Origin of the sequence: Pyxidicoccus xibeiensis (genome assembly GCF_024198175.1) — a bacterium.
Classification (GTDB): Bacteria; Myxococcota; Myxococcia; order Myxococcales; family Myxococcaceae; genus Myxococcus; species Myxococcus xibeiensis.
In genome coordinates, this window is the sequence record NZ_JAJVKV010000005.1 from 376,996 (window position 1) to 401,022 (window position 24,027).

Here is a 24,027-nt window from a genome sequence, read left to right on the forward strand (position 1 = left end):
GACGGGAGTGAACGGGCTCGCTACCAGAGCTTCTGCCCTCAAATCAACGAATGGGGGGTCGCACTCCATCGTACTGGTATGATACCGTGAAAGCGCCATTTTGCGGGGACACTGTGACAACCAGGCCTTACACCCTGCTGCTCGTGGACGACTCGCAGTCAACGCTCCCTCGGCTGGCCCGCGCCCTGGGTCCGGAGGACTTCGCCCTCCGACTCACCGGCTATGGCCCGGAGGTACCCCGCCTGGCCCGGGAGGTGGCCCTGGTGGTGCTCTGCCCGGGGCAGGACCCCGCCGGGATGCTGGCGCTGCTGGAGCGGCTGATGCCGAACGACGGCACGGTGGGCCCGCCCGTGGTGGTGCTCGCCCCCGCCGAGCCCCGGAACACCTGGCTGGAGGCCCTCCGCCTTGGCGCCGAGGTCATAATCGACCCATGGGAGGGGGACGAGCTGGTCGGCAGGGTGCGCCGGAGCCTCGCCCAGCATCACCGATTGCAGTCACTTTCGACCCAGGTGGGGGAGCTGCAGCGGCTGTCCGCGACGGACGGCCTCACGGGCGTCCACAACCACCGGCACTTCCAGGAGCGGCTGCGGGAGGAGTTCCGCCGCGCCCAGCGCTATGACGATGCGCTGTCGCTCATCCTCCTGGACTTGGACCACTTCAAGGACGTGAACGACAGGTACGGCCACGCGGCCGGGGACGGCGTGCTGCGAGAGGTGGCCGGCGCCCTCCAGAGGGGCGTGCGGGAGACGGACCTCGTCGCCCGCTATGGCGGAGAGGAGTTCGCGGTGCTGCTGCCGCGCACCCACCTCACCGGCGCCCTCACCGTGGCGGAGCGCGTGCGCCGGGAGCTGCGCGCCCTGCGCTTGGGTGGGGACGGCACCCTGCACGTGACGGCCTCCCTGGGCGTCTCCAGCTTCCCCCACCGCACCGTCCTCAGCCCCGAGCAGCTGCTGCTCACCGCGGACGAGGCCCTCTACCAGGCCAAGCACGAGGGGAGAGACCGCATCTGCCTGCACCCCCAGATGCCCCCCTTCCCGCCCCCTTCCTCGCAGGGCAGCTGACCCGCCGGGTCAAAGACCCTGGGTAGGTATTGACCCGTTTGGTGGGGGAGGGTCTACTCCGACTCATGCATTCTTGTGTCACGAGAGAGTTAAACCTCGTGATTTCAAGGACTTCAAATTCAGTGGCCCCTGGCAGGGTCATTGCAATTGTCGTGAGGCGGAAAGAATCCATGGGTCCCCAAGCCGCACATGTCCACTCGCAGCAGGAAGCCGCCCCGCGGGGGCGGCTGCTGTTGGTGGATGACGAGGAGAACATCCTCAAGTCCATCCGCCGGGTGCTGCGGCGCGGGGACTGGGACATCGAAACGGCGACGGACGCCGAGCAGGGGCTGCGGACGCTGGAGCAGTTCCACCCCGAGGTCGTCATCTCCGACTTCCGGATGCCGGGGATGAACGGGGTGGAGTTCCTCACGCAGGTGAAGCAGCAGGAGCCGCGGGCCCAGCGCATCATGCTGACGGGCCAGGCGGACCAGCAGGCGATTGAGGAGGCCATCAACCGCTCCGAAATCTTCCGCTTCATCTCCAAGCCCTGGAACGACAGCCACCTCGTCCTGACGGTGAAGAGCGCCTTCGAGCAGTACGCGCTCCAGACGGAGAACGAGCGGCTGTACCGGGTGACGCAGGCGCAGAACGCGGAGCTCAAGCTGCTCAACGCGGACCTGGAGGAGCGCGTCGCCCAGCGCACGCGGATGCTCAGCCAGGCCAAGCGCGAGTGGGAGCTGTCCTTCGACTGCATGGAGACGCCGCTGTGCGTGGTGCGCGCGCGCGACTTCGCGGTGCGCCGGGCCAACCTCGCGTATGCGCGGGTGGCGGGCCGGACGATTGAGGAGATTCCGTCGGAGACGGCCTGCTACCGCTACCTCTTCGGCCGCAACGAGCCGTGCACGGGCTGCCCGCTGCCGGCCGCCGTGGAGAGCGGCAAGGGCGCTCGCGGCGAGGTGCAGCAGGCCGGCCGCACCTACGTGGTGTCCGCCTATCCCATGGCGGGCGACGACCGCGTGGTGTGCACCTACCGGGACGTCACCGAGGAGCAGTCGATTACGCGCCGCCTCATCGAGACGGAGAAGATGGCGGCGGTGGGCCAGCTCGCCGGCGGCGTGGCGCACGAAATCAACAACCCGCTGGGCGGCATCCTCGCCTTCGCGCAGTTGATGTCGCGCGACGCGGGCCGCACCGGCTCGGACCTCGAGTCGCTGGGGCTGATTGAAGAGAGCGCGCTGCGCTGCAAGCGCATCGTCGAGAGCCTGCTGAAGTTCAGCCGCCACAGCCGCGTGGAGGACCGGCGGCTGTTCGACGTGTCCAAGTGCGTGGAGGACGCGGCGGTGCTCTTCCGCGCGCAGCTCAAGGCGACGCCCCGCGTGGAGCTGTCGCTGGGACTGACGGACGGCCTGCCCCAGGTGTACGGGGACCCGGGCCAGCTCGCGCAGGTGGTGCTCAACCTGCTGCAGAACGGCCTCCAGGCGCTGCCTGGCAAGCAGGGCCGGCTGGCGCTGGTGACGGGCCGCGAGGGTGACCGCTGCTACTTCGCCGTCACCGACACCGGCAGCGGCATCGAAGAGAAGCACCTGCCGCGCATCTTCGAGCCGTCGTTCACCACCAAGGCCCCCGGCGAAGGCACGGGCCTGGGGCTGTCCATCGCTTATCGCATCGTCCAGGACCACGGGGGCAGCTTCCACGTGGATACCCAGGTGGGTTCTGGCTCCCGCTTCACCGTCTTCCTGCCCATTCCCCTGCAGCTCGAGAGGTTGCCGTGAACCAAGTCAAGCGCGCCAAAGTCCTCGTCGTGGATGATGACTCCGTCGTCCTCAAGGCCGTGACGCAGATTCTCCAGCGCGAGGGCCACCCCGTCGTGGCCATTGACGACGCGGTGGAGGGTCTGACGGCGGCGAAGGACCCCAGCATCGACGTCGTGGTGCTGGACATCAAGATGCCCAACCTCTCCGGCATGGACCTGCTGCGCGGCATCAAGGCGGACCGCCCGGACGTGGAGGTCATCATGATGACGGCCTTCGCCACCGTGGAGACGGCGGTGGAGGCGGTGAAGGCGGGCGCGTACGACTACCTCACCAAGCCCTTCGAGAACATCGACGAGGTGAGCCTCACGGTGGCCAAGGCGGCCGAGCGCAAGGCGCTCAAGGACCGCACCCGCGCGCTGGAGGAGGCGCTCACCGCGCGCAGCCAGTTCGAGGACCTCATCGGTCAGTCGAACCAGATGCGCTCGGTGTTCAAGCTGGTGGAGACGGTGAGCCACTCCACGGCCACGGTGCTCATCCAGGGTGAGAGCGGCACGGGCAAGGAGCTCGTCGCGCGCGCCATCCACTACCGCAGCTCGCGCAAGGACAAGCCCTTCGTCGCCGTCAACTGCTCGGCGCTCACGGAGACGCTGCTGGAGAGCGAGCTGTTCGGCCACGTGAAGGGCAGCTTCACCGGCGCCACCGGCAACAAGAAGGGCCTGTTCGAGGCGGCCGACGGCGGCACCATCTTCCTGGACGAGATTGGCGACGTGCCTCCCGCCACCCAGGTGCGCCTGCTGCGCGTGCTGCAGGAGGGTGAGGTCAAGCGCGTGGGCGCCAACGAGCCCGTGAAGGTCGACGTGCGCGTCATCGCCGCCACCCACGTGGACCTGTCCCGCGCGAAGGAGCAGGGCAAGTTCCGCGAGGACCTCTTCTACCGCCTCAACGTCATCACCATCGACCTGCCGCCCCTGCGCGACCGTCCGGAAGACGTGCCCCTGCTGGCGCACCACTTCCTGAAGCTGTACGCGACCAAGGCGGACAAGAAGGTGTCGGGCATCTCCCCGCGCGCCATGGAGGCCCTGACCTGCAACCGCTGGACGGGCAACGTGCGCGAGCTGGAGAACGTCATCGAGCGCGCGGTGGTGCTGACGAGCAACGACATCATCGACGTGGAGGACCTGCCGCCCGGCTTCCAGGCCGCGCCGCAGGCCGACTCGACGGTGGAGGTGTTCAGCCTGGCGCACCTGCCGTACGCCCAGGCCAAGCGCCTGGCCATGCGTGCCTTCGAGCGCCGCTACCTGTCCGCGCTGCTGGAGAAGAACAACCAGAACGTCTCCAGCGCGGCGCGCGCCGCGGGCGTGGACCGCTCCAACTTCCGCCGCCTGCTGAAGCAGTACGAGGTGGCCGGCCGCTCCATGAAGCCCCGTCAGCCCAAGGCCGACGAGGGTGGGGCGCTGGAAGCCGCGTCCTAGTGCCTCAGCCCTCCTCGCCCGGCTCGCGGGAGCGCTCCGCGAGCTGGCGCTGGATGGCTTCGTAGCGGTCCGCCAGCTCCGCCTCCTCCCCGTTCCGGGAGGGGGTGTAGAAGTGCCGGGCCTGCAGGGCTTCCGGCAGGTAGTCCTCGGGGACGTAGTTCCCCTCGAAATTGTGGGGGTACTTGTAGCCGCCCCCGTACCCCAGTGACTTCATCAGCTTCGTGGGCGCGTTGCGCAGGTGCAGGGGCACCGGCAGCGCGCCTTCGTTCGTCACGGCCTCCCGCGCGGCCATGTACGCGGTAATCACCGCGTTCGACTTGGGCGCCAGGGCCAGGTAGGTGACGGCCTGGGTGAGGGGCAGGGTGCCCTCGGGCAGGCCCATCAGCTGGAAGGCCTGCAGCGCGTCCACCGCCACGCCCAGCGCGCGCGGGTCCGCGTTGCCGATGTCCTCCGAGGCGAAGATGACCATGCGCCGGATGATGAAGAGCGGGTCCTCGCCCGCCTCCAGCATGCGCACCATCCAGTAGAGCGCCCCGTCCACGTCGCTGCCGCGCATGGATTTGATGAAGGCGCTGATGACGTTGTAGTGCTCCTCGCCGCCCTTGTCGTACAGGAGCATCTTCTGCTGGAGCGCTTCCTCGGCGGACTTGCGGTCCACCCGGGTGCCGCCGTGGGCCGCGGCCACCTCCAGCGCGGTGAGGGCCTTGCGCGCGTCGCCTCCGGCCGTGCCGGCGAGGAACGTCAGCGCGTCGTCGTCCACCTCCACGCGCCCGCCCAGGCCGCGCTCGTCCGCCACCGCGCGGCGCAGCAGGGGCACCAGCTCGTCCTCCTCCAGCCCGCGCAGGGTGACGACGCGGCAGCGGGACAGGAGCGCGGCGTTGACCTCGAAGGAGGGGTTCTCCGTGGTGGCGCCGATGAGCGTCACCGTGCCCTTCTCCACGTGGGGAAGCAGCGCGTCCTGCTGGGCCTTGTTGAAGCGGTGGATTTCGTCGACGAAGAGGAAGGTGCGCTTGCGGTGCAACTTCCAGCGGTCCTGGGCGCGGGCCACCGTCTCGCGGATGTCCTTCACGCCGGAGAGGACGGCGGACACGGACTCGAAGGAGGCCCCGGTGGAGCGGGCGATGATTTGCGCCAGCGTCGTCTTGCCGGTGCCGGGCGGGCCCCAGAGGATGAGGCTGGGCACCTGGTCGCTCTCAATCGCGCGGCGCAGGAAGCGGCCCTCGCCGGTGACGTGCTCCTGGCCGACGAACTCGGAGAGCGAGCGGGGGCGCATGCGCTCGGCCATGGGCGCCTGGCTGGCCTGCTCCTTCTGGCCGGCATGTTCGAAGAGGTCCATGCCCGCCAAGGATAGCGACCGGGGTGCCTACGTGCCGGGTCCTGTGTCGGCGGGACGGCACCCCGGCATTTCGGGGGAGCGCCCGGATGGCCGCCTGGACTAGAACGTTGCCGCGTGCAGACCCTGGCAATCGTCGCGAAGAAGGACAAGCCCGAGGCCGCGGCACTGGCGGCACAGCTTCGTGAGCGCTACCCGCACCTGACGGTGCTGGGAGACCGCTCGCTGGCGCATACGCTCGGCTGGGAGCGGGTGGAGGACCGGGAGCTGGCGGACCGCGCGGACCTGGTGGTGGTGCTGGGCGGTGACGGCACCCTCATCTACGCGGCGCGGATGCTGGGAGGGCGCGGGGTGCCCATCCTCGGCGCCAACCTGGGCAGCCTGGGCTTCATGACCGAGATTCCCGTGGAGGAGCTCTTCACCACCCTGGACGGGGTGCTGGGGGGGCGCTTCCAGGTGGACTCGCGGATGAAGCTCAACGTCCGGCTGATACGCGCGGGCAGCGTGCTCATCGAGGACGAAATCCTCAACGACGTGGTCATCAACAAGGGCGCGCTCGCGCGCATCGCCGACCACGAGACGTCCATCGACGGGGTGCCGATTACGACCTACAAGGCCGACGGCGTCATCCTCGCCACGCCCACGGGCTCCACGGCGTACTCGCTGTCCGCGGGCGGGCCCATCGTCCACCCGTCGGTGGACTGCACGGTGCTGTCGCCCATCTGCTCGCACGCGCTCACCCAGCGCTCCATCGTCGTGCCGGCGGACCGGGTCATCCGGATTACGCTGCGCAGCGAGACGGCGGACACGTACCTGACGCTGGACGGCCAGACGGGCCACGGGCTGCAGGGCGGGGACTGCATCGAGGTGGTGCGCTCACCCAACCGCGTCAACCTGGTGCGCAACCCGAAGGTGGCCTACTTCTCCATCCTCCGGCAGAAGCTCCACTGGGGCGAGCGCTGACGGCGACGTGTTCCTCTTCCTCTCGAAGGTGCTCGACGTCTTCCTGGCGCCGCTGTCGTGGGCGCTGCTGCTCCTGGTGGCCGGGGCGCTGCTGCGCCGCCGGGTGGGGCTGTCGCGGCTGCTGACCGTCCTGGGGCTCGTCGTGCTCTACGCCTTCTCCACGGAGGCGGTGTCCTCGGCGCTGATGCGCGCGGCGGAGGCGGGGGCGGTGACGACGTACCGGCCGGACGTGACGTACGACGCCGTCATCGTGCTGGGCGGAGGGCTGGACCCGGCCGCCACGGAGCGCTCCGGCCAGCCCGAGTACAACGCCGCGCCCGAGCGGCTGCTGCGCGGCTTCGAGCTGCTGCGGGAGGGCCGGGCGCAGCGGATGCTCATCTCCGGCGGCTCACTGGACCCGAGGCCCCAGGCGGTGGTGGAGGCAGACGTGCTGTCCCGGCAGCTCCAGGCGTGGGGGATTCCCGCCGAGCGCATCGTCACCGAGGGGAAGAGCCGCAACACGCGGGAGAACGCGGTGGAGTCCGAGCGCATCATCCGCGAGCAGGGCTGGAAGACGCTGCTGCTGGTGACGAGCGCGGCGCACATGCCACGGGCCGAGGGCTGCTTCACGGCGGTGGGCCTGCGGCCGGACACCCTGCCGGTGGACGTGCGCGCCTCCGCCACGTCCTTCAAGCGGATGAGCTGGCTGCCGCGCGCGGGGCACCTGAGCCAGGGCACGGACGCCCTGCGCGAGCTGGCGGGCAGGGCCGTCTACCGGCGGCGCGGCTGGGTGCCCTGAGTCACGGCACGGACGCCCCGCACAAGCCGGCGGGGCGCTTCCGTCCACCGGCGGCGCGGCTGGGTGCCCTGGTGCCTACTTCAGCGGCGCCGTCGGGCGCCGCGCGTCCTTGGCCAGGGTGCTCGTGCCCAGGCGGACAATCCGGCCCTCGGGCTTCGCGCGTGGCACGGGCTTGCCCGAGTGGAAGGCCTCCGCCAGCACGTCCAGCGGCGTCTTCCCGTCCGCGAGCGCGGGCACCGAGGGCAGGCCCTTCAGCATCTCGTAGCCGTCCTTGCCGCTGGCGAGGAAGCTCAGCGTGGCCAGCTTGTACGTGGCCTCCGCGTCCAGCGCCTTGCCGGCCACCTTCACGTCGACGACGCGGTCCCCCGCGGGCCGCGTGGGGTTGAAGGTGAAGCGCAGCCCGGACACCTGCGGGAAGCGGCCCGGCTTCGAGTCCTCGCGGCTGAGGCTGACGCCATTCTCCAGCGCCGCCTTCAGCACGGCCCCCTTCACCTCCACCACCACCAGCTGGTCCGCGTAGGGGAGGATGGAGTGCAAGTCCCTGCGGGTCATCATCCCCGCCGGCAGCACCGCGTCCGCGCGCAGGGCGCCCCCATTCACCAGGGCCACGTCCGCCCTGGCCGCCGTGCGGAAGGCGTCCGCGACGAAGGAGCCCAGGTTCGTCTCCCGCGTGCGGACCTCGGAAGAGCGCGCGTCCAGCGCCACCGGCGTGCGGCCCACCCGCTCGGACAGCCGGGCGAACAGCGCCTCGTAGGGCTTCATCGTCGCGTTGAACTCCGCGTCCTCCGCCACCTTGCGGGTGACGGGAATCAGCTTCCACGTCGCCTTCTTCAGCGCGCCCGTCGCCGGGTCCACGTCCAGCGTGAGCCGGCCCAGCTCCACCGCGTCCGCGGCCACCTTGTAGATGGGCGTCCCCGTGGAGCGGTCCGCCACGCCCACGTGGTCATGCCCGCCGAGAATCGCCTCCACCTTCACGCACTTCGCCAGCGCCCGGTCCTGCTCCAGCGTCAGGTGCGTGAGCCCCACCACCACCGTCGCCCCCGCCTCGCGCAGCTTCGCCACGGCGTTGCGAGACGCCTCGCAGAAGTCGCCGAAGTGCGTGTCCGGACCGGCCTTGGACGAGCCCTGCGTCTCCGGCAGCACCACGCCGAAGAGGCCCAGCTTCACGCCGCCCAGCTCGCGCACCTCGTAGGCCTTCACGCCCGCGAACAGGCCGCCCGCCTGGGTGTCCTCCACGTTGGCGCCCAGCCAGGGGAAGCGCGACTCGCGGATGCGCTCGCGCAGCGCCTCGTCACCGAAGTCGAACTCGTGGTTGCCCAGCACCGCGTAGTCCAGGCCGAGCGCGTTCCACGCATCCACCATGTGCCGGCCCTTGAGCCCCTTGCCGTCCACGTCGATGAGCGACTCCACCGACGGGGACAGCGTGTCGCCGCCCAGCACCGTCAGCACGTGCGGCGACTCCTTCAGCGCCTGCTTCCGCAGCGTGGCCACCCGCGCGAGCCCACCCCGGCGCCCTTCCTCCACCGGCTGCACCTGATACACGTCCGCCAGGTGCAGCAGCGTCACCCGGACCGGGGGCGGGGCGGCGGCGCGCGAGGGCGGTGCTCCGGACGCCCGGCCCGAGGCCAGGACCACGGCCAACACGAGCGGCAGGAGCAGGGCCCCACGACGGGCCGGCGCTGTCGTCTTCATCATCTCGATTCGCTCTCCGGAGGGCGCCTCGTGGCGCCGCGAACTTCCGTCGGGAGTAGCGCACTCAGGGGGCGAACGCGAGCACCCGCACATCCACTCCCGGTGCGCGTCAGTCACGGCGGACCCAGGACATTGAGCGCCTGACGCAATGTGACATGATGGAAAGTTACAGAAGAACGCGCTGCGCCGTTTGCGCGGACTTCACGCCGGTTGCTAGGACCCTCTCTAACCAAGGGAGGTTGTCATCATGCGGCACGGCATCAGGTGGAGTGCACTGCTACTGGCCAGCTTGCTGGGCTGTGGCGAGTCCGCGCTCGACTCACAGCAGGGCCCCGACGGTGAAGCGACGGGGACGGTGATTCAGCAACTCAGCGCGTCAACGCGGCCGGGCATGGGAGCGACCGTCTATGCGGGAGGCACCACGTTCCGCACGTGGGCGCCGTACGCGAAGCGGGTGTTCGTCTCCGGTGACTTCAATGGCTGGGGCACCTGGATTGAGCTCGGCAACGAGTTCAACGGCAACTTCTCCGGTGACGTGGCCGGCGCGGTGAAGGGGCAGAAGTACAAGTTCGTCACGCGCAACCAGTGGGACGGCGACACGTGGCACGCGGACCCGCGCGCGGCGTGGCAGGAGAACTCGTCCGGCGCCAGCATCATCTATGACCATGGCGAGTACTGGTGGAACTCCCAGCAGTACGGCAGCCCCGGCATGAACGAGATGGTCATCTACGAGATGCACGTGGGCACGCTCTACGACTCGCCCGGCGGCGGCCCTGGCAACTGGACCAGCGCGATTGCGAAGCTCAACCACATCCGCGACCTGGGCATCAACGTCGTGCAGGTCATGCCGGCGTACGAGTTCGCCGGGGACTTCTCGTGGGGCTACAACGCGGCCTTCCCGTTCGCTCCCGAGAGCGCCTACGGCCACCCCAACGACATGAAGCGCTTCGTGGACGAGGCGCACATGCGCGGCATCGGCGTCGTCTTCGACGTGGTGCACAACCACTACGGCCCCAGTGACTTGCCCATGTGGTGCTTCAGCGGCGACTGCCTGGGCTCCGGCGGCGAGTACTTCTACAACGACTGGCGGAAGAACACGCCGTGGGGCGCCACGCGTCCGGACTACGGCCGCGCCGAGGTCCGCGCGTACATCCGCGACTCGATGATGAGCCTGAACCATGCGTTCCGCGGCGACGGCCTGCGCTGGGACGCCACCAAGTACATGCGCACGTCCGATGGCAACGAGGCCAACTCCATCGGCGATGCGTGGCAGGTGTTCCGCTCCATCAACCAGGAGATCAACAACACGCAGCCGTGGAAGATCTCCATCGCCGAGGACTTCGGCGCGGGGAACTCCATCACCAACGACGTTTCCGCGGGCGGCGGCGGCTTCGATGCCCAGTGGGCGGGGGAGTTCGTGCACCCCATCCGCCAGGCGGTCATCGAGCAGAACGACGGCAACCGGAACATGACCGCGGTGGCCAACGCCATCTACCAGCGCTTCAGCGGGCGCCACACCGCGCGCATCATCTACTCGGAGAGCCACGACGAGGTGGCCAACGGCCACGCCCGCGTCCCGGAGGAGATCTGGCCGGGCAACGCCGGCTCCTGGGCGGCCAAGAAGCGCTCCACGCTGGCGGCGGGCATCGTCATGACGTCTCCCGGCATCCCGATGATCTTCCAGGGCCAGGAGTTCCTCGAGGACGGCTACTTCCAGGACACGGACCCGCTCGACTGGAGCAAGAACGAGCCCAACAAGTACGCCGGCATCCGGACGCTGTACCGCGACCTCATCCGCCTGCGCCGCAACTGGTTCAACAACACGCGCGGCCTGCGCGGCGGCAACGTGAACGTCCACCACATCAACAACACCAACAAGGTGATTGCCTACCACCGCTGGGAGAATGGTGGCCCGGGCGATGACGTCATCGTCGTCGCGAACTTCAGCGGCACGTACTTCCCCAACTACAACGTGGGCTTCCCGCGCGGGGGCCTCTGGTACGCGCGCTTCAACAGCGACTGGAACGGTTACTCCGGCGACTTCGGGAACACGGCGACCGTGGACAAGACGGCCAACGGCGGCGCCAAGGACGGCATGGGCTACAACGCCAACATCGCCCTCGGTCCGTACTCCATCGTCATCTTCTCGCAGTAGCGCGTGACGGGCCGGGCGCCCTGCCCAGGTTGGAGCGGGGCGCCCGTGGCTCACACCGAGTAGCGCCGGCCCTGCACGAGCGGCTCGATGACGCTCGCGCGGGTGTCGAAGTCGTCCGGGTAGTGGATGAGCCGCATCCGGGCGCGCAGCTCCGCGGGCAGCGCCGCGAGCTTCTCGTAGGGCGTGTGCACGCCGTAGTTCGTCTCGTGAATCATCAGGTCCGCCTCCGAGAGCCAGTCGATGAGGCCCTCGTCGAAGGCGGTGTCCGCGCTGTAGCCCAGGCACCGGCCCCCCGCGTGGATGCGCAGCGCGGTGGTGGGCAGGTGGTGATAGGTGAGGCGGCTCTCAATCAGGAAGGGCCCGTGCCGCACGGTGGACTGGGTGGAGAGCGGCGTGTGGTCGAAGTAGTCGTCGAAGTGCTTGGGGCTGGGGTCCGCGCCGTGGCGCTCGATGAGGCACTCCATGCCCGCGGCCAGGTGCCCGTCCCAGAGCCGCTCGGCGACGGCGGGGTGGGCGAGCACCTCCAGCTTCCGCTTGAGGACGAAGAAGGAGAAGTAGCCCAGGCCCTCCAGGCCCGACGCGTGGTCCGCGTGCAGGTGGGTGAGGGCCACGGCGCTGACGCGGTCCGCGTCCAGGGTGACGCCGGAGGACTCGGAGGCCTCGCGCATCATCTTCCGGATGGGGTGGGGGCAGTCCACCAGGAGCACCTGGCCTTCCGCCTCCACGGCGATGCTCGAGGAGTAGCGCAGGGCGGAGAAGGCGTCACCGACGCCGAGGGTGACGAAGGACATGCTCATGGCTGGCTCCGAGCGGAGGGTGCGAGTCGTTCCCGCAGCTTCGCCGCGACGGCGGGCGGGCAGAAGGCAGAAACGTCCTCGCCGCGCGAGACGCGCTCCTTGAGTCCGCTGCTGCTCACCTCGGCCAGGTGGGCCTCGGCGGGAAGGAAGAGGGTGGACAGCTCCGGGGCCAGGGCGCGGTTGTTCTGCGCCAGCTCCGTCTCGAACTGGGCGTCGGTGGCGCCGCGCACCCCGCGTAGCAGCACGCTGGCCCCAATCTCCCGCGCGAAGTCGACGATGAGCCCCTGGGTCTGGGCCACGGTGACGTTGGGGAGCAGCTGCACGGCCTCGCGGACCAGGGCCATGCGCTCGTCGGCGGACAGCAGGGAGCGCTTGCTGGGGTTGACGGCCACGACGACGACGACGTGGCCGAAGAGGCGCGCGGCCTGGCGGACGACGGACAGATGCCCGGCCGTGACGGGGTCGAAGCTGCCGGCGTAGACGGCGATGGTCATGGCGACACCTCGGAGGCGGCGCCGGACGCGAGCGTCCGGGGTGGATGGAAGGTGAGGGCGACGTACAGCGTGCCGGCGACGCACAGGGCGGCGGACAGGGCGAAGTGCGTGGAGTAGCCGAGCGCCTGCGCGCTGAAGCCGCTGACGGCCGCCGCGACGCCGGTGGCCAGCACCACCAGCGAGGCCTGCACGGTGTAGTCCGTGGCGGCGTGCTCGGCGCGGCACGCGTCCATCATCGCGGTGAAGACGGCGGCGGTGGCCATGCCGCTGGCCACGTGCTCCACGGCGCAGACGAGCGTCAGCAGGGGCAGGGACGCGGAGCCCCGCGCCACCACCGCGTACAGCAGCACCGCGCCGGCCTGGATGGCGCCGAAGACGAGCAGCGCCCTCCGCCTGCCGAGCCGCACCACGAGGCCGCCGCCGAGCAGCGCGCCCACCAGGCCCGCGGTGAAGCCCACGCCCCCGAGCATCCAGCCGATGTCCGTGAGCGTCAGGCCCGAGTCCACCAGGAAGGTGCGCAGCATGCCCGTGGCCAGGGCCTCGCCGAACTTGTAGACGACGAGCAGTATGAGCCACGCGGCGGCGCCCGGGCGCTTCGCCCACCAGCCCAGGCCCAGGCTCTGCGCGGGCGGCGGCGCGGAAGGAGGCTCGCGGTAGAGGGCGATGGGCACCGTGGCGGCGAGCAGCATGCCCCCCAGCGCGAGGAAGGTGGGGCGCCAGCCCACGGCGTCGAAGACGGCGAGCATCAGCCCCCCGCCCAGAATCATGCCCACGCGGTAGGCGGCCACCTGCACGCCGTTGCCCCAGCCGCGCTCGGCGGGCGCGAGCAGGTCCACCGCGAGCCCGTCCGTGGCCACGTCCTGCGTGGCGGCCAGCAGGTTGATGCCCAGCACCGCGGCCAGCAGCACGGTGGTGTCCAGGCCCTGCGCCGGCAGCGCGAGCGACAGCAGCAGCCCCGCGGACAGGCACTGCAGGGGGAGGATGTAGCCGCGCCGCCGTCCCCACCGCGCCGAGCCGTACCGGTCCATGGGCGGGGCCCAGAGGAACTTGAGCGCCCAGGGCAGGGCCAGCAGGTGGGCGAGGCCGATGGCGGGCAGGGACAGGCCCTGCTTGCGCAGGAGCACGGGCAGCGCCTGGGTGAAGAAGCCGAACGGCAGGCCCTGCGACAGGTAGAGGCTGGAGAGCAGCGCGAGCTTCGCCGGCGTCTTCATGCGTCCTCCCGGGCTTCCGCCGTGTCGAGGAGGCCCGCGGCCATGCGCTTCACCGTGCCCGCGGCGGAGCCGGCGGGCACCAGGTCCGGGCTGCTCGCGGAGAGCACGAAGTAGCCCTGCACCGCGGCGAAGAGCCCCGCCGCCAGGGCCCGCGCCTTGCGCCGGCCCGTCACCGCGGAGACCAGCGACTCCAGTTGCTCCAGGTCCGCGCGCACCACCTTCTCGTAGGCGGCGCGCACCTCCGGCTGGCGGATGGCCTCCGCGCTGATGGTGACCCAGCTCGCGACGGACGCCGGGTCCGCGTCCGCGCCCGTGGCCAGGAAGGCGTCGATGAAGGCATCCACCTTCGCCCGGGCGTCGTCGGCCTTCACCTTCGCCAGCCGCGTCGCCACCCGCGCGCGGACGCGGGCCGCGAGCCGGTCCACGAGGGACAGGAGGATCTCCTGCTTGTCGCTGAAGTGGTAGTGCACGAGGCCGGGGCCCAGCCCCGCCGCCTTCGCGATTTCGCCCACGGAGGCGCGCTCGTAGCCGCGCTCGGCCATGACCTTCAGCAGACCGTCGACGATCTGCTGGCGGCGCTCCTCGGTGTTGGACGGGCGGGGCATGTGGCCTCGTTTATTGGTTGTGCGACCAACTTATAAACAGGGTCCGGGTCCGCGTCAAGGCGGCCTGGGAGCAGCCCTCACTGGCGATTGCCCCCATGGTCTGGCAGTGATAATGAGACGCAAATTCACAATGGCGCGATTCCAGGATGCTCGGTGGGGGAGCCTGGAGGCCGCGCGAGCTCTCGGGAGTGCGGGTGATGAACGTGGCAGCCAGGGTGTTCCGTCGAGGTCCCTTCCCGATAAAGGTCCGGCTCCTCGAAGTGCGTCGGGTCAGCCGGCTGTCGCCCCACATGATGCGCATCACGCTCGGCGGGGAGGACCTCGTGGGGTTCCAGAGCGAAGGCGCGGACGACCACGTGAAGCTGCTCTTCCCGGCGCCGGGGCAGCTCAAGCCCGTGCTGCCAACGGTGGGCCCGCAGGGTGTCGTCTTCCCGGAGGGCGTGAAGAAGCCGGCGACGCGCGACTACACGCCCCGGCGCTTCGACCCCGTGGCCGGCGAGCTGGACCTGGACTTCGTGCTGCATGGCACGGGGGTGGGGTCGTCCTGGGCCGCCAACGCGAAGGTCGGGGACTTCATCGGCGTGGCGGGGCCCCGGGGCACGTTCGTCGTCTCCAACGACTTCGACTGGTACCTGCTGGCGGGTGACGGAAGCGGGCTGCCGGCCATCGGCCGCCGGCTGGAGGAGCTGCCCGAGGGGGCCCGTGCCATCGTCTTCATCGAGGTGGCCGACGCCAGTGAGGAGCAGCGCTTCGACACGCGCGCGAACGTGGAGCTGACCTGGCTGCACCGCAACGGCGCGGAGCCGGGGACCACCGACCTGCTGGAGCTGGCCATTCGAGGGCTGACGTTTCCCCCGGGCGACTACTTCGCCTGGGCCGCCGGCGAGTCCACGTCGATGCGGCGCATCCGCGACTACCTCCTCGAGGAGCGCCAGGCCAACAAGAACTGGGTCCGCGTGTTCGGCTACTGGAAGCGGGGCGCCGTCGACCACGAGGAGCCCCACGACTGAGGGGCTCACACGCTCGCATTCACGGCCGTCTCCCGTCCGGAGACGAGCGCCTCGATTCCCACGCCCACGAGGTCGGGGACCTCCAGCATGGGGAAGTGGCTGATGGCGGGCAGCTTCAAGACGTGGAACCACGGATGCTCCATGCCGAAGGCCACCTGCGCCGCCAGGTAGTCGTGTGACTCCGGCTGCGAGTACAGGTGCAGGGTGGGGGAGGCCGGCTCCAGCGTGGCGAGCGCGCGCAGCGGCGAGCCTTCCCGCGCGTAGGCGGCGGAGATCTCCCGCGCGGCCCGGGCCCACATCGCCTCGCCGAACCCGCCCATGACCTCGCGGGCGAAGCGGATGACATTCTCATCGTCCACGTCCGCCAGCCACATGCCGAGCAGCGCGTCGCGTGTCTCCTGCCACCGGGCTGACTGCAGTCCGCGCAGGGCGTCCTGGAAGGGGGCAGGGGGCTCGGAGACGAGCCAGTCCATCAGCACCAGGTGGGGGACGCGCGCCGCGCCCAGCTGCCGTCGCAGCTCCACCGCCCACCAGCCCGCGTGGGACAGCGCCACGGGCACCACCTGCTCGGCGCCGCTGGCCTCCACCACGGCGAGCAGGTCCTCGAGCACGGTGCCGCTGTCGAAGTCCGTGTCGCCACCCTCGGACGTGCCATGGCCCCGCAGGTCCACCGACAGCACCCGGTGGCGCGAGGCGCAGCGGGCCACGACGTCCCGGAAGCCGGCCCGGGTGGTGCACCAGCCGGGGATGAAGAGCAGCGCGGGCCCGCCGCGACCCACGTCGTCATAGCGGATGCGAGCACCGCCGCTGGAGCGCACCTCGGGCATGTTCTTCCCCTTCGTGGAACGGTTGCTCCACGAGAGGTGCGCAGGCCCGGTCCTCGCGGCAGCAGGCAGGCAGGGGAGGGGGTGGCTGCCTGGAGACGTCAGTACGTCAGCAGCGCCGTCACCTTGTCGCGGCCCAGCCGGTTGGGGCCCTCGAGGAAGTCCAGGCTGATGAGGAAGCTGAAGCCCACCAGCTCACCACCCAGCCGCTTCACGAGCTTCGCGGTGGCCTCCGCCGTGCCGCCCGTGGCCAGCACGTCGTCCACGACGAGCACGCGCTCGCCCTTCAGGATGGCGTCCTCGTGCATCTCCACCCCGTCCGCGCCGTACTCCAGCGAGTAGCGCTCCACCACCGAGCGGTGCGGCAGCTTCCCCGGCTTGCGCGCGGGGACGAAGCCCGCCTGGAGCGCCAGGGCGATGGGGGCGCCCAGCAGGAAGCCTCGCGCCTCCACGCCCACCACCTTGGTGATGTGCTGCCCCCGGAAGGGCGCGGACATGGCGTTGATGACCCGGCCGAACAGGCGCGGGTCGGCCAGCACGGGGGTGATGTCCTTGAAGACGATGCCCGGCTTGGGGAAGTCCGGCACGTCGCGCAGCCGGGCGTTGAGGTCGGCGACGAGCGTGAAGTCGGTCGGGGTCACCACGGGCGCGTTCATGGGAAGAGCTCCGGATTGACACAGTGAGGAGGCCGCCGCCCGTCCAGCGCGGCCAGCAGGTTGTCCACCGCCATGGAGGCCATGCGGCCCCGCGTCGCGTGCGTGGCGCTGGCGATGTGGGGCGCCAGCAGCACGTTGGGCAGCGTCATCAGCGGGCTGTCCGCCGGCAGCGGCTCCGGCTCCATGACGTCCAGCGCGGCCCCGCCCAGCCGCCCGTCGCGCAGGGCTTCCATCAGCGCGTCCTGGTCCACCACGCCGCCGCGCGCGGTATTGACGAGCAGCGCGCCCGGCTTCATCGCCGCCAGCTCCGCGCGCCCCAGCCAGTGCCGCGTCGCGGGGGACAGCGGGACGTGGAGGCTCACCAGGTCCGACTCCGCCAGCAGCGCCGCCTTGTCCACGCGCACGATGCCCAGCCGGGCCTCCAGCTCCGGCTTCGGGTGGCGGCTCACGTACAGCACGCGCATGCCGAAGCCGCGCGCCCGCCGCGCCACCGCCGCGCCGATGGCGCCCAGGCCGACGATGCCCAGCGTGGCCCCATGGAGGTCCGTGCCCAGCAGCAGGGTGGGGCTCCACGTCCGCCACTTCCCCGCCCGGACGAAGGCGTCCGCCTCCGCCACCCGCCGGGCCAGCCCCATCAGCAGGGCGAAGGCGAAGTCCGCGGTGGTCTCCGTCAGCACGCCCGGGGTGTTCCCCACCGGAATCCGGCGGGTGGTACAGGCCGGCACGTCGATGTTGTCGTACCCGACGGCCACGTTGCTGACCGCCCGCAGGTCCGGCGAGCAGGCGAGCAGCCCGGCATCCACCCGGTCTGTCAGCAGGGTGACAAGGCCCTCGGCGGCCGCCGCCTCCGTCAACAGGGCGTCCCTGGAGGGAGGGAGTTCCTCCCCCCACACGCGCAGGTCCACGTGCCTGCCCAGTCGGCCGAGGGCCTCTCCAGGGAGCTGGCGGGTGACGAAGACGCGGGGGCGGACGGTCCGGGCCATGGCGCGGGTTGATGCTCTCATAGCCTGGAGCCGGCGGCTGCGGTCGCTGGCGGACTCATCGTTTTTTCCCGCGAGCGGGAGCGCCGTGGCTGTGGTAATCCAGCGCGTTCCCCGCGGCGCTGCTCAGGAGCCTGGGGCCTTTGCCAGCCGTGCAATCTACCGCCGACATCCGAGACGCTCTCCCTCCTCAGGACACCGTGTGGCTCCGGGCCCTGAAGGCTGAAGTCCAACCCACGACCTTCAAGAAGGGGCGGGAGGTGGCCGAGTCGCGCCGCGTCTTCGGCCTCCAACGCGAAGGCAACCGCATCAGCGCCCAGGTCGCCGGCTCTACCGGCGAGCGTTACCAGGTGGCCCTGGAGCTGGGGGACGGGAAGGCCACGTCCACCTGCACCTGCCAGTCGTGGAACGTCTACGGCCCCCACTGCAAGCACGTGGTGGCCGCAGCGCTCATCTACGCCGCGCGCTTCCGCCCACCCGCCCCACCCCCGCCACGCCCGGAGCCGGTGCCCGCCGCCGCCGAGCCCCCCATGGAGGCGACCGACGACGAGGTGCCGGTGGAGCCCATGGGCCCCCCCGGCGTCGACCCGGTGAACCTGCCGGCCCTCGCCAAGGTGGAGAGCTGGCTCGGTCTTTCTTCTCAGCCCGACTACGAATTCTTCTACCGCCTGACGCCCTCCAGCACCGGCAATGGAGGCCGGCACTGGGTGGTGGACGTGCGCCGGCAGGACGCCCAGACGAAGGGGCCCATCCACGTCAAGCGCCTCTTGCAGACGGGGGGCCGCATCGCCCCCGCGGACGAGCGCGTCTTCATGATGCTGTCGCGTCATGAGCACCGCTACGACTCGCGCATCGTCCTGTCCGACGAGGACCTGAGCGAGGCGCTGGAGCAGATGCGCTTCCGCCGCGTCATCTACCGGGGCACGGCGCTCATCAACACCGAAGCCCCCGTGCGCCCGCAGATCCGCCTGGAGTCGCGGCCGGATGGCGCCACCGCGCGCATCGAGCTGCTCTTCCCGGACGGCGTGAGCTACTCCCTCAAGGACGTCATCATCCTGTCGGGGAAGAAGACCTGGGTCATCCAGGCGCAGAACCTCCACGCAGTGGAGCCGGACTTCCCGCCCCGGCTGCTGCGCAAGTGGCTGCTGGAGCCGAGCATGTCCTTCCCGTCCGGGCAACTGGACCGGGTGCTGACCTTCTTCGCCGCGCACCTGCCGCGCTTCCGCATGGCGCTGAAGGCGGACGACATCGACGTGGACGAGTCGGTGGAGCCGCGCTTCATGCTGACGCTGGAGGGCAACCCGGAGAAGGTGAAGGTGCAGCTCGCCGCGCGCTACGGGCAGACCACCGTGCCGGTGTCCCCCACGGCCACGCACCTGGGCTACGCCAGCGGCGTGGGCGCGGACAGCCGCAAGCTGTACCGCCGCCGCGAGGACCTGGAGCGCGCCGCCGGCAAGCTGCTGCTGGACCTGGGGCTGCGCTTCGAGCCGCAGAGCGCCGTCTTCGACGCGGCGAGCGACGTCGCGCTGGAGTTCTGGGCCCGCGGCCTGGCCTCGCTGCCGGCCGAGTGGGACCGCTTCGGCGTGCAGGCCCCCAAGGTGCGCCTGCGTCCCAAGCTCAAGCCGCGCATCCGCGTGGGCATGAGCGGCGTGCAGTGGTTCGACCTGGACGCCGAGTTCGTCACCGACGACCAGGCGGTGGACCTGGGCGCGGTGCGCATGTGGCTGGACTCCGGCCGCAAGTTCGTCCCCCTGAAGGACGGCAGCTTCGCGGAGGCCGACCCCGCCGAAATCAAGCGCGTGGCGGACCTGCTGGAGGAAGCGGGCGCCATGCCGGGCCGCTCCCGCACGCGGCTGCCGCTGCACCAGGCCGTCGCGTTGGACCTGCTGGCGGACCTGGGCGAGTTCACCGAGGTGGAGGCCAAGGCGCGCCAGGCCATGCTGGAGCTGCGCGAGACGGCCGGCGTGCCGAAGGTCGCCGTGCCCGAGGGGCTGCAGGCCACGCTGCGCCACTACCAGGAAGCGGGCCTGTCCTGGCTCTGGTTCCTGCGCCGCCACGGGCTGTCCGGCATCCTCGCGGACGACATGGGTCTGGGAAAGACCATCCAGTCGCTCAGCCTCATGCAGAAGGTGGCCAACGACGAGGGGCGCAAGCCGTCGCTCGTGGTGGCCCCCACCAGCGTGCTCGCCAACTGGGAGCGCGAGGCCGAGCGCTTCACCCCGGGCCTCAAGGTCATGGTGTGGCACGGCCAGGACCGCAAGGAGCGCGCCGAGGACCTCAAGGGCATGGACCTGGTCCTCACCTCCTATGCGCTCGTCCGCCGGGACTTGGACCAGCTCTCCGAGGTGGGCTTCCGCTACGTCATCCTCGACGAGGCGCAGAACATCAAGAACGCGGACAGCGCCACCGCGCAGGCGTGCAAGTCGCTGCCCAGCGAGACGCGCCTGGCGCTCACCGGTACGCCGCTGGAGAACCGCCTGTCGGAGCTGTGGAGCATCTTCGACTTCCTGATGCCGGGCTTCCTCGGCAGCGCGGACGGCTTCAGCGACAGGTACGAGCAGCCCATCCAGGTGGCCAACGACGCCACCGCGAAGGACCGGCTGCGCCGCCGTATCCAGCCCTTCATCCTCCGCCGCCTCAAGACGGAGGTGGCCAAGGACCTGCCGCCCAAGACGGAGAGCGTCGCCTGGTGCGAGATGGAGCCCGGCCAGGCCGCCCTCTACCGCGAGGTGCTGGACGAGAGCCGCCGCAAGGTGTCCGAGTCCATCGAGAAGGTCGGCTTCAAGCGCAGCCGCGTGTCCATCCTCGCCGCGCTGATGCGCCTGCGTCAGGTGTGCTGCGACCCGCGCCTGCTCAAGATGCCGCCCGGCACGCTGCTGCCCTCGAGCGCCAAGCTCGAGCGCTTCATGCAGCTGGTGGACGACCTGGTGGCGGAGGGCCACCGCGCCCTCGTCTTCAGCCAGTTCACGGAGATGCTGGAGCTGCTGAAGCAGGAGGCGGACAAGAAGGGCCTGCGCTACCTCTACCTGGACGGCCGCACCAAGGACCGCATGGGCAAGGTGGACGAGTACAACAACCCGGAAGGGCCACCGCTGTTCTTCATCTCTCTCAAGGCGGGCGGCACCGGCCTCAACCTCACCGCGGCCGACTACGTCATCCACTTCGACCCGTGGTGGAACCCCGCCGTGGAGGACCAGGCCACGGACCGTACGCACCGCATCGGCCAGACGCGCGCCGTCATCAGCTACAAGCTGATCACCCGCGGCACCGTGGAGGAGAAGATCCTCGCCCTCCAGCGCCGCAAGAGAGACCTCGCCGCCGGCGTGCTGGGTACGGACGGTGACGACATCGGCCGCAACCTCACGGAGCAGGACATCCAGGAGCTCTTCACCGAGGTCTGAGAAGAGGCGAGTGGTTGGGGCTCCGACAGAGCCCCTCTCCCACCCGCCCGCCATCCGTGCGCACGACCGGAACGCCTGTGCAGTGTCAGAGAGACCTGTTAGGGTGTTCAGGTACCAGTGCCGTCGTACGGACTACGGAGGGCGCGCGTGCTGCTGGGTCTGCGGATTTCGAACGTGGCGGTGATCGAGGAGGTGGAGGTGGCGTTCGGAGCCGGCCTCACCGTCCTCACGGGTGAGACAGGTGCGGGCAAGTCCATCCTCGTGGATGCACTGGGCCTTTTGCTCGGCGGGCGGGCCGACGCGGACGTCATCCGCGCCGGCTGTGAGGAGGCGTCCGTCGAGGGCGTCTTCGCACGCACCCCTGCCCTGGGCGGCCGCCTGGAGGAGCTGGGGCTGCCGGACCTCGGAGAGGAGGTGCTGGTGCGCCGGGTGCTCGGCAGGACGGGCCGGGGAAAGGTGTACGTCAACGGCGCCCTGGTGACGGTGGGCGTGCTGTCGAAGCTCACGCGCGGCGCGGTGGACATCGCCGGGCAGCACGAGCACGTCAGCCTGTTCGACTCGGGGCTGCACCGCGTCCTGCTCGACAGGTACGGCGCCCTGGACGAGGCGCTGGCCGCGTACTTCGGTGAGTACACGGCGCTGCGCGAGGTGGACGCGCGCATGCACGCGCTCGGGGGCGACGAGGCGAAGGTGCGCGAGCGCGCCGAGTTCCTGCGCTTCCAGTTGGACGAAATCACGCGGCTGGAGCCCGAGGCCGGCGAGGACGTGCGGCTGGACGCGGAGCGCAAGCGGCTGGGCAGCGCGGAGAAGCTCAAGCGCGGCGCGTCCGAGGCCGAGCTGCTGGTGGCCGGTGAGGAGCAGTCCGCCGTGGAGACGGTGGGCCGCGCGCTGGGGCTGGTGCATGACGCGGTGAAGTTCGACGCGTCGCTGGCGCCGGTGGCCCAGTCGCTGAGCACCGCCCTGTCCGAGCTGGAGGAGGCGCAGCGCCGGCTCAACCGCTACGTGGAGGGGCTGGAGTCCGACCCGTCGCGGCTGGCGGACGTGGAGGAGCGGCTGGACGCGCTCAAGCGCCTGTGCCGCAAGCACGGCGTCACCCTGGACGGGGTGCTGAAGAAGCGCGGCGAGCTCGAGACCGAGCTGGGCACGCTGGAGAACCGCCAGGAGATTCTGGAGGAGCTGGCCCAGGAGCGGCGCCGGGTGGAGGAGCGGGCGCGCAAGGCGGCCGCGGCGCTGTCGCGCAAGCGCACGGCGAGCGCGGTGGAGTTCTCCGCCCAGGTGCGCGACGGCCTGGCGCACCTGGCCATGGGCAAGGCGGCCTTCGACGTGCGGGTGACTCCGGGCGAGACGCTGCGGCCGGACGGCGCGGACGAGGTGGAGTTCTTCTTCAGCGCCAACCCCGGCGAGCCGGCGCGTCCGCTGGCCAAGGTGGCCTCCGGTGGCGAGGCGAGCCGGCTGCTGCTGGCCCTCAAGCGTGCCCTGGCGGACAGTGACGGCTGCGGCTCGTACATCCTGGACGAGGCCGACGCGGGCGTCAGCGGCGCCATCGCCGACGTGGTGGGGCGGATGATCAAGGAGGTGAGCAGCCACCGTCAGGTGCTCTGCATCACCCACCTGCCCCAGGTGGCGGCCTACGCGGACGCCCACCTGCTCATCCGCAAGGGCCTCAAGGCCGAGCGCACCGTGTCCGAGGTGGTGGTGCTGGAGGCCGGGACGGAGCGCACCCGCGAGCTGGCGCGGATGATGTCGGGCGTCGAAGTCACCCGGGAGGCCCTGGGCGCTGCCGAAGCCCTGGTGCGCTCGGCAAACCGCTCGCTGACCACGCCCCCGCCGCCGCCGAGGGCCCGCCGGGAAACCGGCCCGGAGGGGGGCTCCCGGGGGCGTCTCCGACGCACTGCGTAGGGACTGATGTGGGGCAAGCGCATTCGCGTCCTTGCCCCATCCCTGGGCCTCACATAGCATCCCCTCTGTGTCCAGCACCGCAGGGCAGACCGCGGCCTCCCGCCTCAAAATTGTCTCCGCCGGCCTGACGGACGTCGGGCGCAAGCGCAATCACAATGAGGACAGCTTCCTCATTGATGACGAGCTGCAGCTCTATGTCGTCGCGGACGGAATGGGCGGCCACGCGGGCGGTGGCACCGCGTCGCGCATCGCCGTGGAGACCATCGACAAGGAGATGCGCAGAGCGCGGGAGGGGAAGGACAACCCCTTCCTCTCCGTGCCCAACCTCCAGGATTCGCCCCTCCCCGAGTCCCTGCGCACCGCCGTGGAGAAGGCCTGTCTGGCCATCTTCACCGCCGCGCAGGAGGACGCGCGGCTGTCGGGCATGGGGACCACCGTCATCTCCCTGGTGGTCCGCGACGAGCACGCCTTCTTCGCCCACGTGGGCGACAGCCGGGCGTACCTCATCCGCGGCGACCTCATCCAGCAGATCTCCGAGGACCACTCCCTGGTCAACGAGCAGATCAAGGCCGGGATGATTACCCCCGAGGAGGCCAAGCACTCCCGCTACAAGAACATCATCACCCGCTCCGTCGGCTTCGAGGAGGAGGTGCAGGTGGACGTGATGGGGCTGGTGTCCGAGCCCGGTGACGTCTTCCTCCTCTGCTCGGACGGCCTCGCCAACATGCTCGAGGACCGGGAAATCCACGACGTGGTGTCCAAGGCGCGCAGTCTGGACGAGGTGCCCAAGCGCCTCGTCGACTTCGCCAACGAGCGGGGAGGGGACGACAACATCACCGTCATCGTGGTGGGCGTCGAAGCCTGAGTCCGGGCTGACTCCAAGTGGCCACAGACTCGCCCATCGGGTCTGTTGACCTTGACACTCTTGGAATGCGAATGGTAGCTGCCCCAACGTTTCCA

At 70.4% G+C, this 24,027-nt stretch carries 19 protein-coding genes; 10 read left to right on the forward strand and 9 right to left on the reverse strand.

From position 1 onward, the window contains the following. Window positions 1–113: 113 nt before the first annotated feature. From LXT23_RS24110 to LXT23_RS24120, 3 genes are all read left to right on the forward strand, one after another. The gene (locus LXT23_RS24110; protein WP_253982625.1) at window positions 114–1,061 is read left to right on the forward strand and encodes a GGDEF domain-containing response regulator; all 948 of its coding nucleotides are present in this window, start codon (window positions 114–116) and stop codon (window positions 1,059–1,061) included. Between the two features lie 170 nt (window positions 1,062–1,231). Continuing rightward, window positions 1,232–2,815, forward strand: coding sequence for an ATP-binding protein (locus LXT23_RS24115; protein WP_253982626.1), 1,584 nt, complete (start codon window positions 1,232–1,234; stop codon window positions 2,813–2,815). Further along, window positions 2,812–4,269, forward strand: coding sequence for a sigma-54-dependent transcriptional regulator (locus tag LXT23_RS24120; protein ID WP_253982627.1), 1,458 nt, complete (start codon window positions 2,812–2,814; stop codon window positions 4,267–4,269). The genes LXT23_RS24115 and LXT23_RS24120 overlap by 4 nt, the downstream gene beginning before the upstream one ends. A gap of 4 nt (window positions 4,270–4,273) precedes the next feature. On the opposite strand, the gene LXT23_RS24125 is transcribed toward LXT23_RS24120, so the two are convergent. Then, window positions 4,274–5,605 carry a replication-associated recombination protein A gene (locus tag LXT23_RS24125; RefSeq protein ID WP_253982628.1) on the reverse strand — a complete coding sequence of 444 codons (1,332 nt, stop codon included), beginning with the start codon at window positions 5,603–5,605 and terminating at the stop codon, window positions 4,274–4,276. Window positions 5,606–5,719: 114 nt separating this feature from the next. On the opposite strand from LXT23_RS24125, the gene LXT23_RS24130 reads away from it, so the two are divergent. Both LXT23_RS24130 and LXT23_RS24135 read left to right on the forward strand, forming a co-directional pair. Further along, window positions 5,720–6,565, forward strand: a complete 846-nt coding sequence (locus tag LXT23_RS24130) for an NAD(+)/NADH kinase (RefSeq protein WP_253982629.1) — start codon at window positions 5,720–5,722, stop codon at window positions 6,563–6,565. A gap of 7 nt (window positions 6,566–6,572) precedes the next feature. After that, window positions 6,573–7,343 (forward strand): YdcF family protein, encoded by a 771-nt coding sequence (locus LXT23_RS24135; RefSeq protein WP_253982630.1) that lies wholly within the window; start codon window positions 6,573–6,575, stop codon window positions 7,341–7,343. A gap of 75 nt (window positions 7,344–7,418) precedes the next feature. Here the strand turns inward: LXT23_RS24135 and LXT23_RS24140 are convergent, their stop codons facing one another. Beyond that, window positions 7,419–9,038 carry a bifunctional metallophosphatase/5'-nucleotidase gene (locus LXT23_RS24140; RefSeq protein ID WP_253982631.1) on the reverse strand — a complete coding sequence of 540 codons (1,620 nt, stop codon included), beginning with the start codon at window positions 9,036–9,038 and terminating at the stop codon, window positions 7,419–7,421. Window positions 9,039–9,282: 244 nt separating this feature from the next. On the opposite strand from LXT23_RS24140, the gene LXT23_RS24145 reads away from it, so the two are divergent. Then, the gene (locus tag LXT23_RS24145; protein ID WP_253982632.1) at window positions 9,283–11,190 is read left to right on the forward strand and encodes an alpha-amylase family glycosyl hydrolase; all 1,908 of its coding nucleotides are present in this window, start codon (window positions 9,283–9,285) and stop codon (window positions 11,188–11,190) included. A gap of 50 nt (window positions 11,191–11,240) precedes the next feature. Here LXT23_RS24145 and LXT23_RS24150 read toward each other — a convergent pair whose 3' ends face one another. Genes LXT23_RS24150 through LXT23_RS24165 form a run of 4 tightly spaced genes read right to left on the reverse strand, consistent with a single transcriptional unit; the run spans window position 11,241 to window position 14,297 of the window. Continuing rightward, window positions 11,241–11,987 (reverse strand): MBL fold metallo-hydrolase, encoded by a 747-nt coding sequence (locus LXT23_RS24150; RefSeq protein ID WP_253982633.1) that lies wholly within the window; start codon window positions 11,985–11,987, stop codon window positions 11,241–11,243. Beyond that, a complete protein-coding gene (coaD, locus tag LXT23_RS24155) occupies window positions 11,984–12,481 on the reverse strand; it encodes a pantetheine-phosphate adenylyltransferase (protein WP_253982634.1) in 498 nt (165 codons plus the stop codon). The genes LXT23_RS24150 and coaD overlap by 4 nt, the downstream gene beginning before the upstream one ends. After that, window positions 12,478–13,692 carry an MFS transporter gene (locus LXT23_RS24160; protein ID WP_253982635.1) on the reverse strand — a complete coding sequence of 405 codons (1,215 nt, stop codon included), beginning with the start codon at window positions 13,690–13,692 and terminating at the stop codon, window positions 12,478–12,480. Before LXT23_RS24160 ends, coaD begins: the two co-directional genes overlap by 4 nt. Then, the gene (locus LXT23_RS24165; RefSeq protein ID WP_253982636.1) at window positions 13,689–14,297 is read right to left on the reverse strand and encodes a TetR/AcrR family transcriptional regulator; all 609 of its coding nucleotides are present in this window, start codon (window positions 14,295–14,297) and stop codon (window positions 13,689–13,691) included. Before LXT23_RS24165 ends, LXT23_RS24160 begins: the two co-directional genes overlap by 4 nt. A 197-nt stretch (window positions 14,298–14,494) precedes the next feature. Between LXT23_RS24165 and LXT23_RS24170 the strand changes: the two genes are divergently transcribed. Next, complete coding sequence (locus tag LXT23_RS24170) at window positions 14,495–15,307, forward strand: siderophore-interacting protein (RefSeq protein ID WP_253982637.1); 813 nt, start codon at window positions 14,495–14,497, stop codon at window positions 15,305–15,307. 5 nt (window positions 15,308–15,312) lie between these two features. Here LXT23_RS24170 and LXT23_RS24175 read toward each other — a convergent pair whose 3' ends face one another. The 3 genes from LXT23_RS24175 to LXT23_RS24185 form a co-directional block, all read right to left on the reverse strand. Next, window positions 15,313–16,134, reverse strand: a complete 822-nt coding sequence (locus LXT23_RS24175; protein WP_253982638.1) for an alpha/beta fold hydrolase — start codon at window positions 16,132–16,134, stop codon at window positions 15,313–15,315. A gap of 98 nt (window positions 16,135–16,232) precedes the next feature. Next, window positions 16,233–16,787 (reverse strand): adenine phosphoribosyltransferase, encoded by a 555-nt coding sequence (locus tag LXT23_RS24180; protein ID WP_253982639.1) that lies wholly within the window; start codon window positions 16,785–16,787, stop codon window positions 16,233–16,235. Further along, a complete protein-coding gene (locus LXT23_RS24185) occupies window positions 16,784–17,770 on the reverse strand; it encodes a 2-hydroxyacid dehydrogenase (RefSeq protein WP_253982640.1) in 987 nt (328 codons plus the stop codon). Before LXT23_RS24185 ends, LXT23_RS24180 begins: the two co-directional genes overlap by 4 nt. A gap of 140 nt (window positions 17,771–17,910) precedes the next feature. On the opposite strand from LXT23_RS24185, the gene LXT23_RS24190 reads away from it, so the two are divergent. The 3 genes from LXT23_RS24190 to LXT23_RS24200 all read left to right on the forward strand — a co-directional run bounded on the left by LXT23_RS24190 (window position 17,911) and on the right by LXT23_RS24200 (window position 23,932). Further along, entirely contained in the window at window positions 17,911–21,168 is a 3,258-nt protein-coding gene (locus LXT23_RS24190; protein ID WP_256561117.1) for a DEAD/DEAH box helicase, read from the forward strand. A gap of 147 nt (window positions 21,169–21,315) precedes the next feature. Then, a complete protein-coding gene (gene recN / locus LXT23_RS24195) occupies window positions 21,316–23,067 on the forward strand; it encodes a DNA repair protein RecN (protein WP_253982642.1) in 1,752 nt (583 codons plus the stop codon). 67 nt (window positions 23,068–23,134) lie between these two features. Then, complete coding sequence (locus LXT23_RS24200; protein WP_253982643.1) at window positions 23,135–23,932, forward strand: Stp1/IreP family PP2C-type Ser/Thr phosphatase; 798 nt, start codon at window positions 23,135–23,137, stop codon at window positions 23,930–23,932. Window positions 23,933–24,027 lie beyond the last annotated feature (95 nt).

Coding starts and splice junctions, on each gene's coding strand:
- LXT23_RS24115 (WP_253982626.1), top strand. CDS start 1,232: ATGGGTCCCCAAGCCGCACATGTCCACTCGCAGCAGGAAGCCGCCCCG.
- LXT23_RS24125 (WP_253982628.1), bottom strand. CDS start 5,605: ATGGACCTCTTCGAACATGCCGGCCAGAAGGAGCAGGCCAGCCAGGCG.
- LXT23_RS24140 (WP_253982631.1), bottom strand. CDS start 9,038: ATGATGAAGACGACAGCGCCGGCCCGTCGTGGGGCCCTGCTCCTGCCG.
- LXT23_RS24145 (WP_253982632.1), top strand. CDS start 9,283: ATGCGGCACGGCATCAGGTGGAGTGCACTGCTACTGGCCAGCTTGCTG.
- LXT23_RS24150 (WP_253982633.1), bottom strand. CDS start 11,987: ATGAGCATGTCCTTCGTCACCCTCGGCGTCGGTGACGCCTTCTCCGCC.
- coaD (WP_253982634.1), bottom strand. CDS start 12,481: ATGACCATCGCCGTCTACGCCGGCAGCTTCGACCCCGTCACGGCCGGG.
- LXT23_RS24160 (WP_253982635.1), bottom strand. CDS start 13,692: ATGAAGACGCCGGCGAAGCTCGCGCTGCTCTCCAGCCTCTACCTGTCG.
- LXT23_RS24165 (WP_253982636.1), bottom strand. CDS start 14,297: ATGCCCCGCCCGTCCAACACCGAGGAGCGCCGCCAGCAGATCGTCGAC.
- LXT23_RS24170 (WP_253982637.1), top strand. CDS start 14,495: ATGAACGTGGCAGCCAGGGTGTTCCGTCGAGGTCCCTTCCCGATAAAG.
- LXT23_RS24175 (WP_253982638.1), bottom strand. CDS start 16,134: ATGCCCGAGGTGCGCTCCAGCGGCGGTGCTCGCATCCGCTATGACGAC.
- LXT23_RS24180 (WP_253982639.1), bottom strand. CDS start 16,787: ATGAACGCGCCCGTGGTGACCCCGACCGACTTCACGCTCGTCGCCGAC.
- LXT23_RS24185 (WP_253982640.1), bottom strand. CDS start 17,770: ATGGCCCGGACCGTCCGCCCCCGCGTCTTCGTCACCCGCCAGCTCCCT.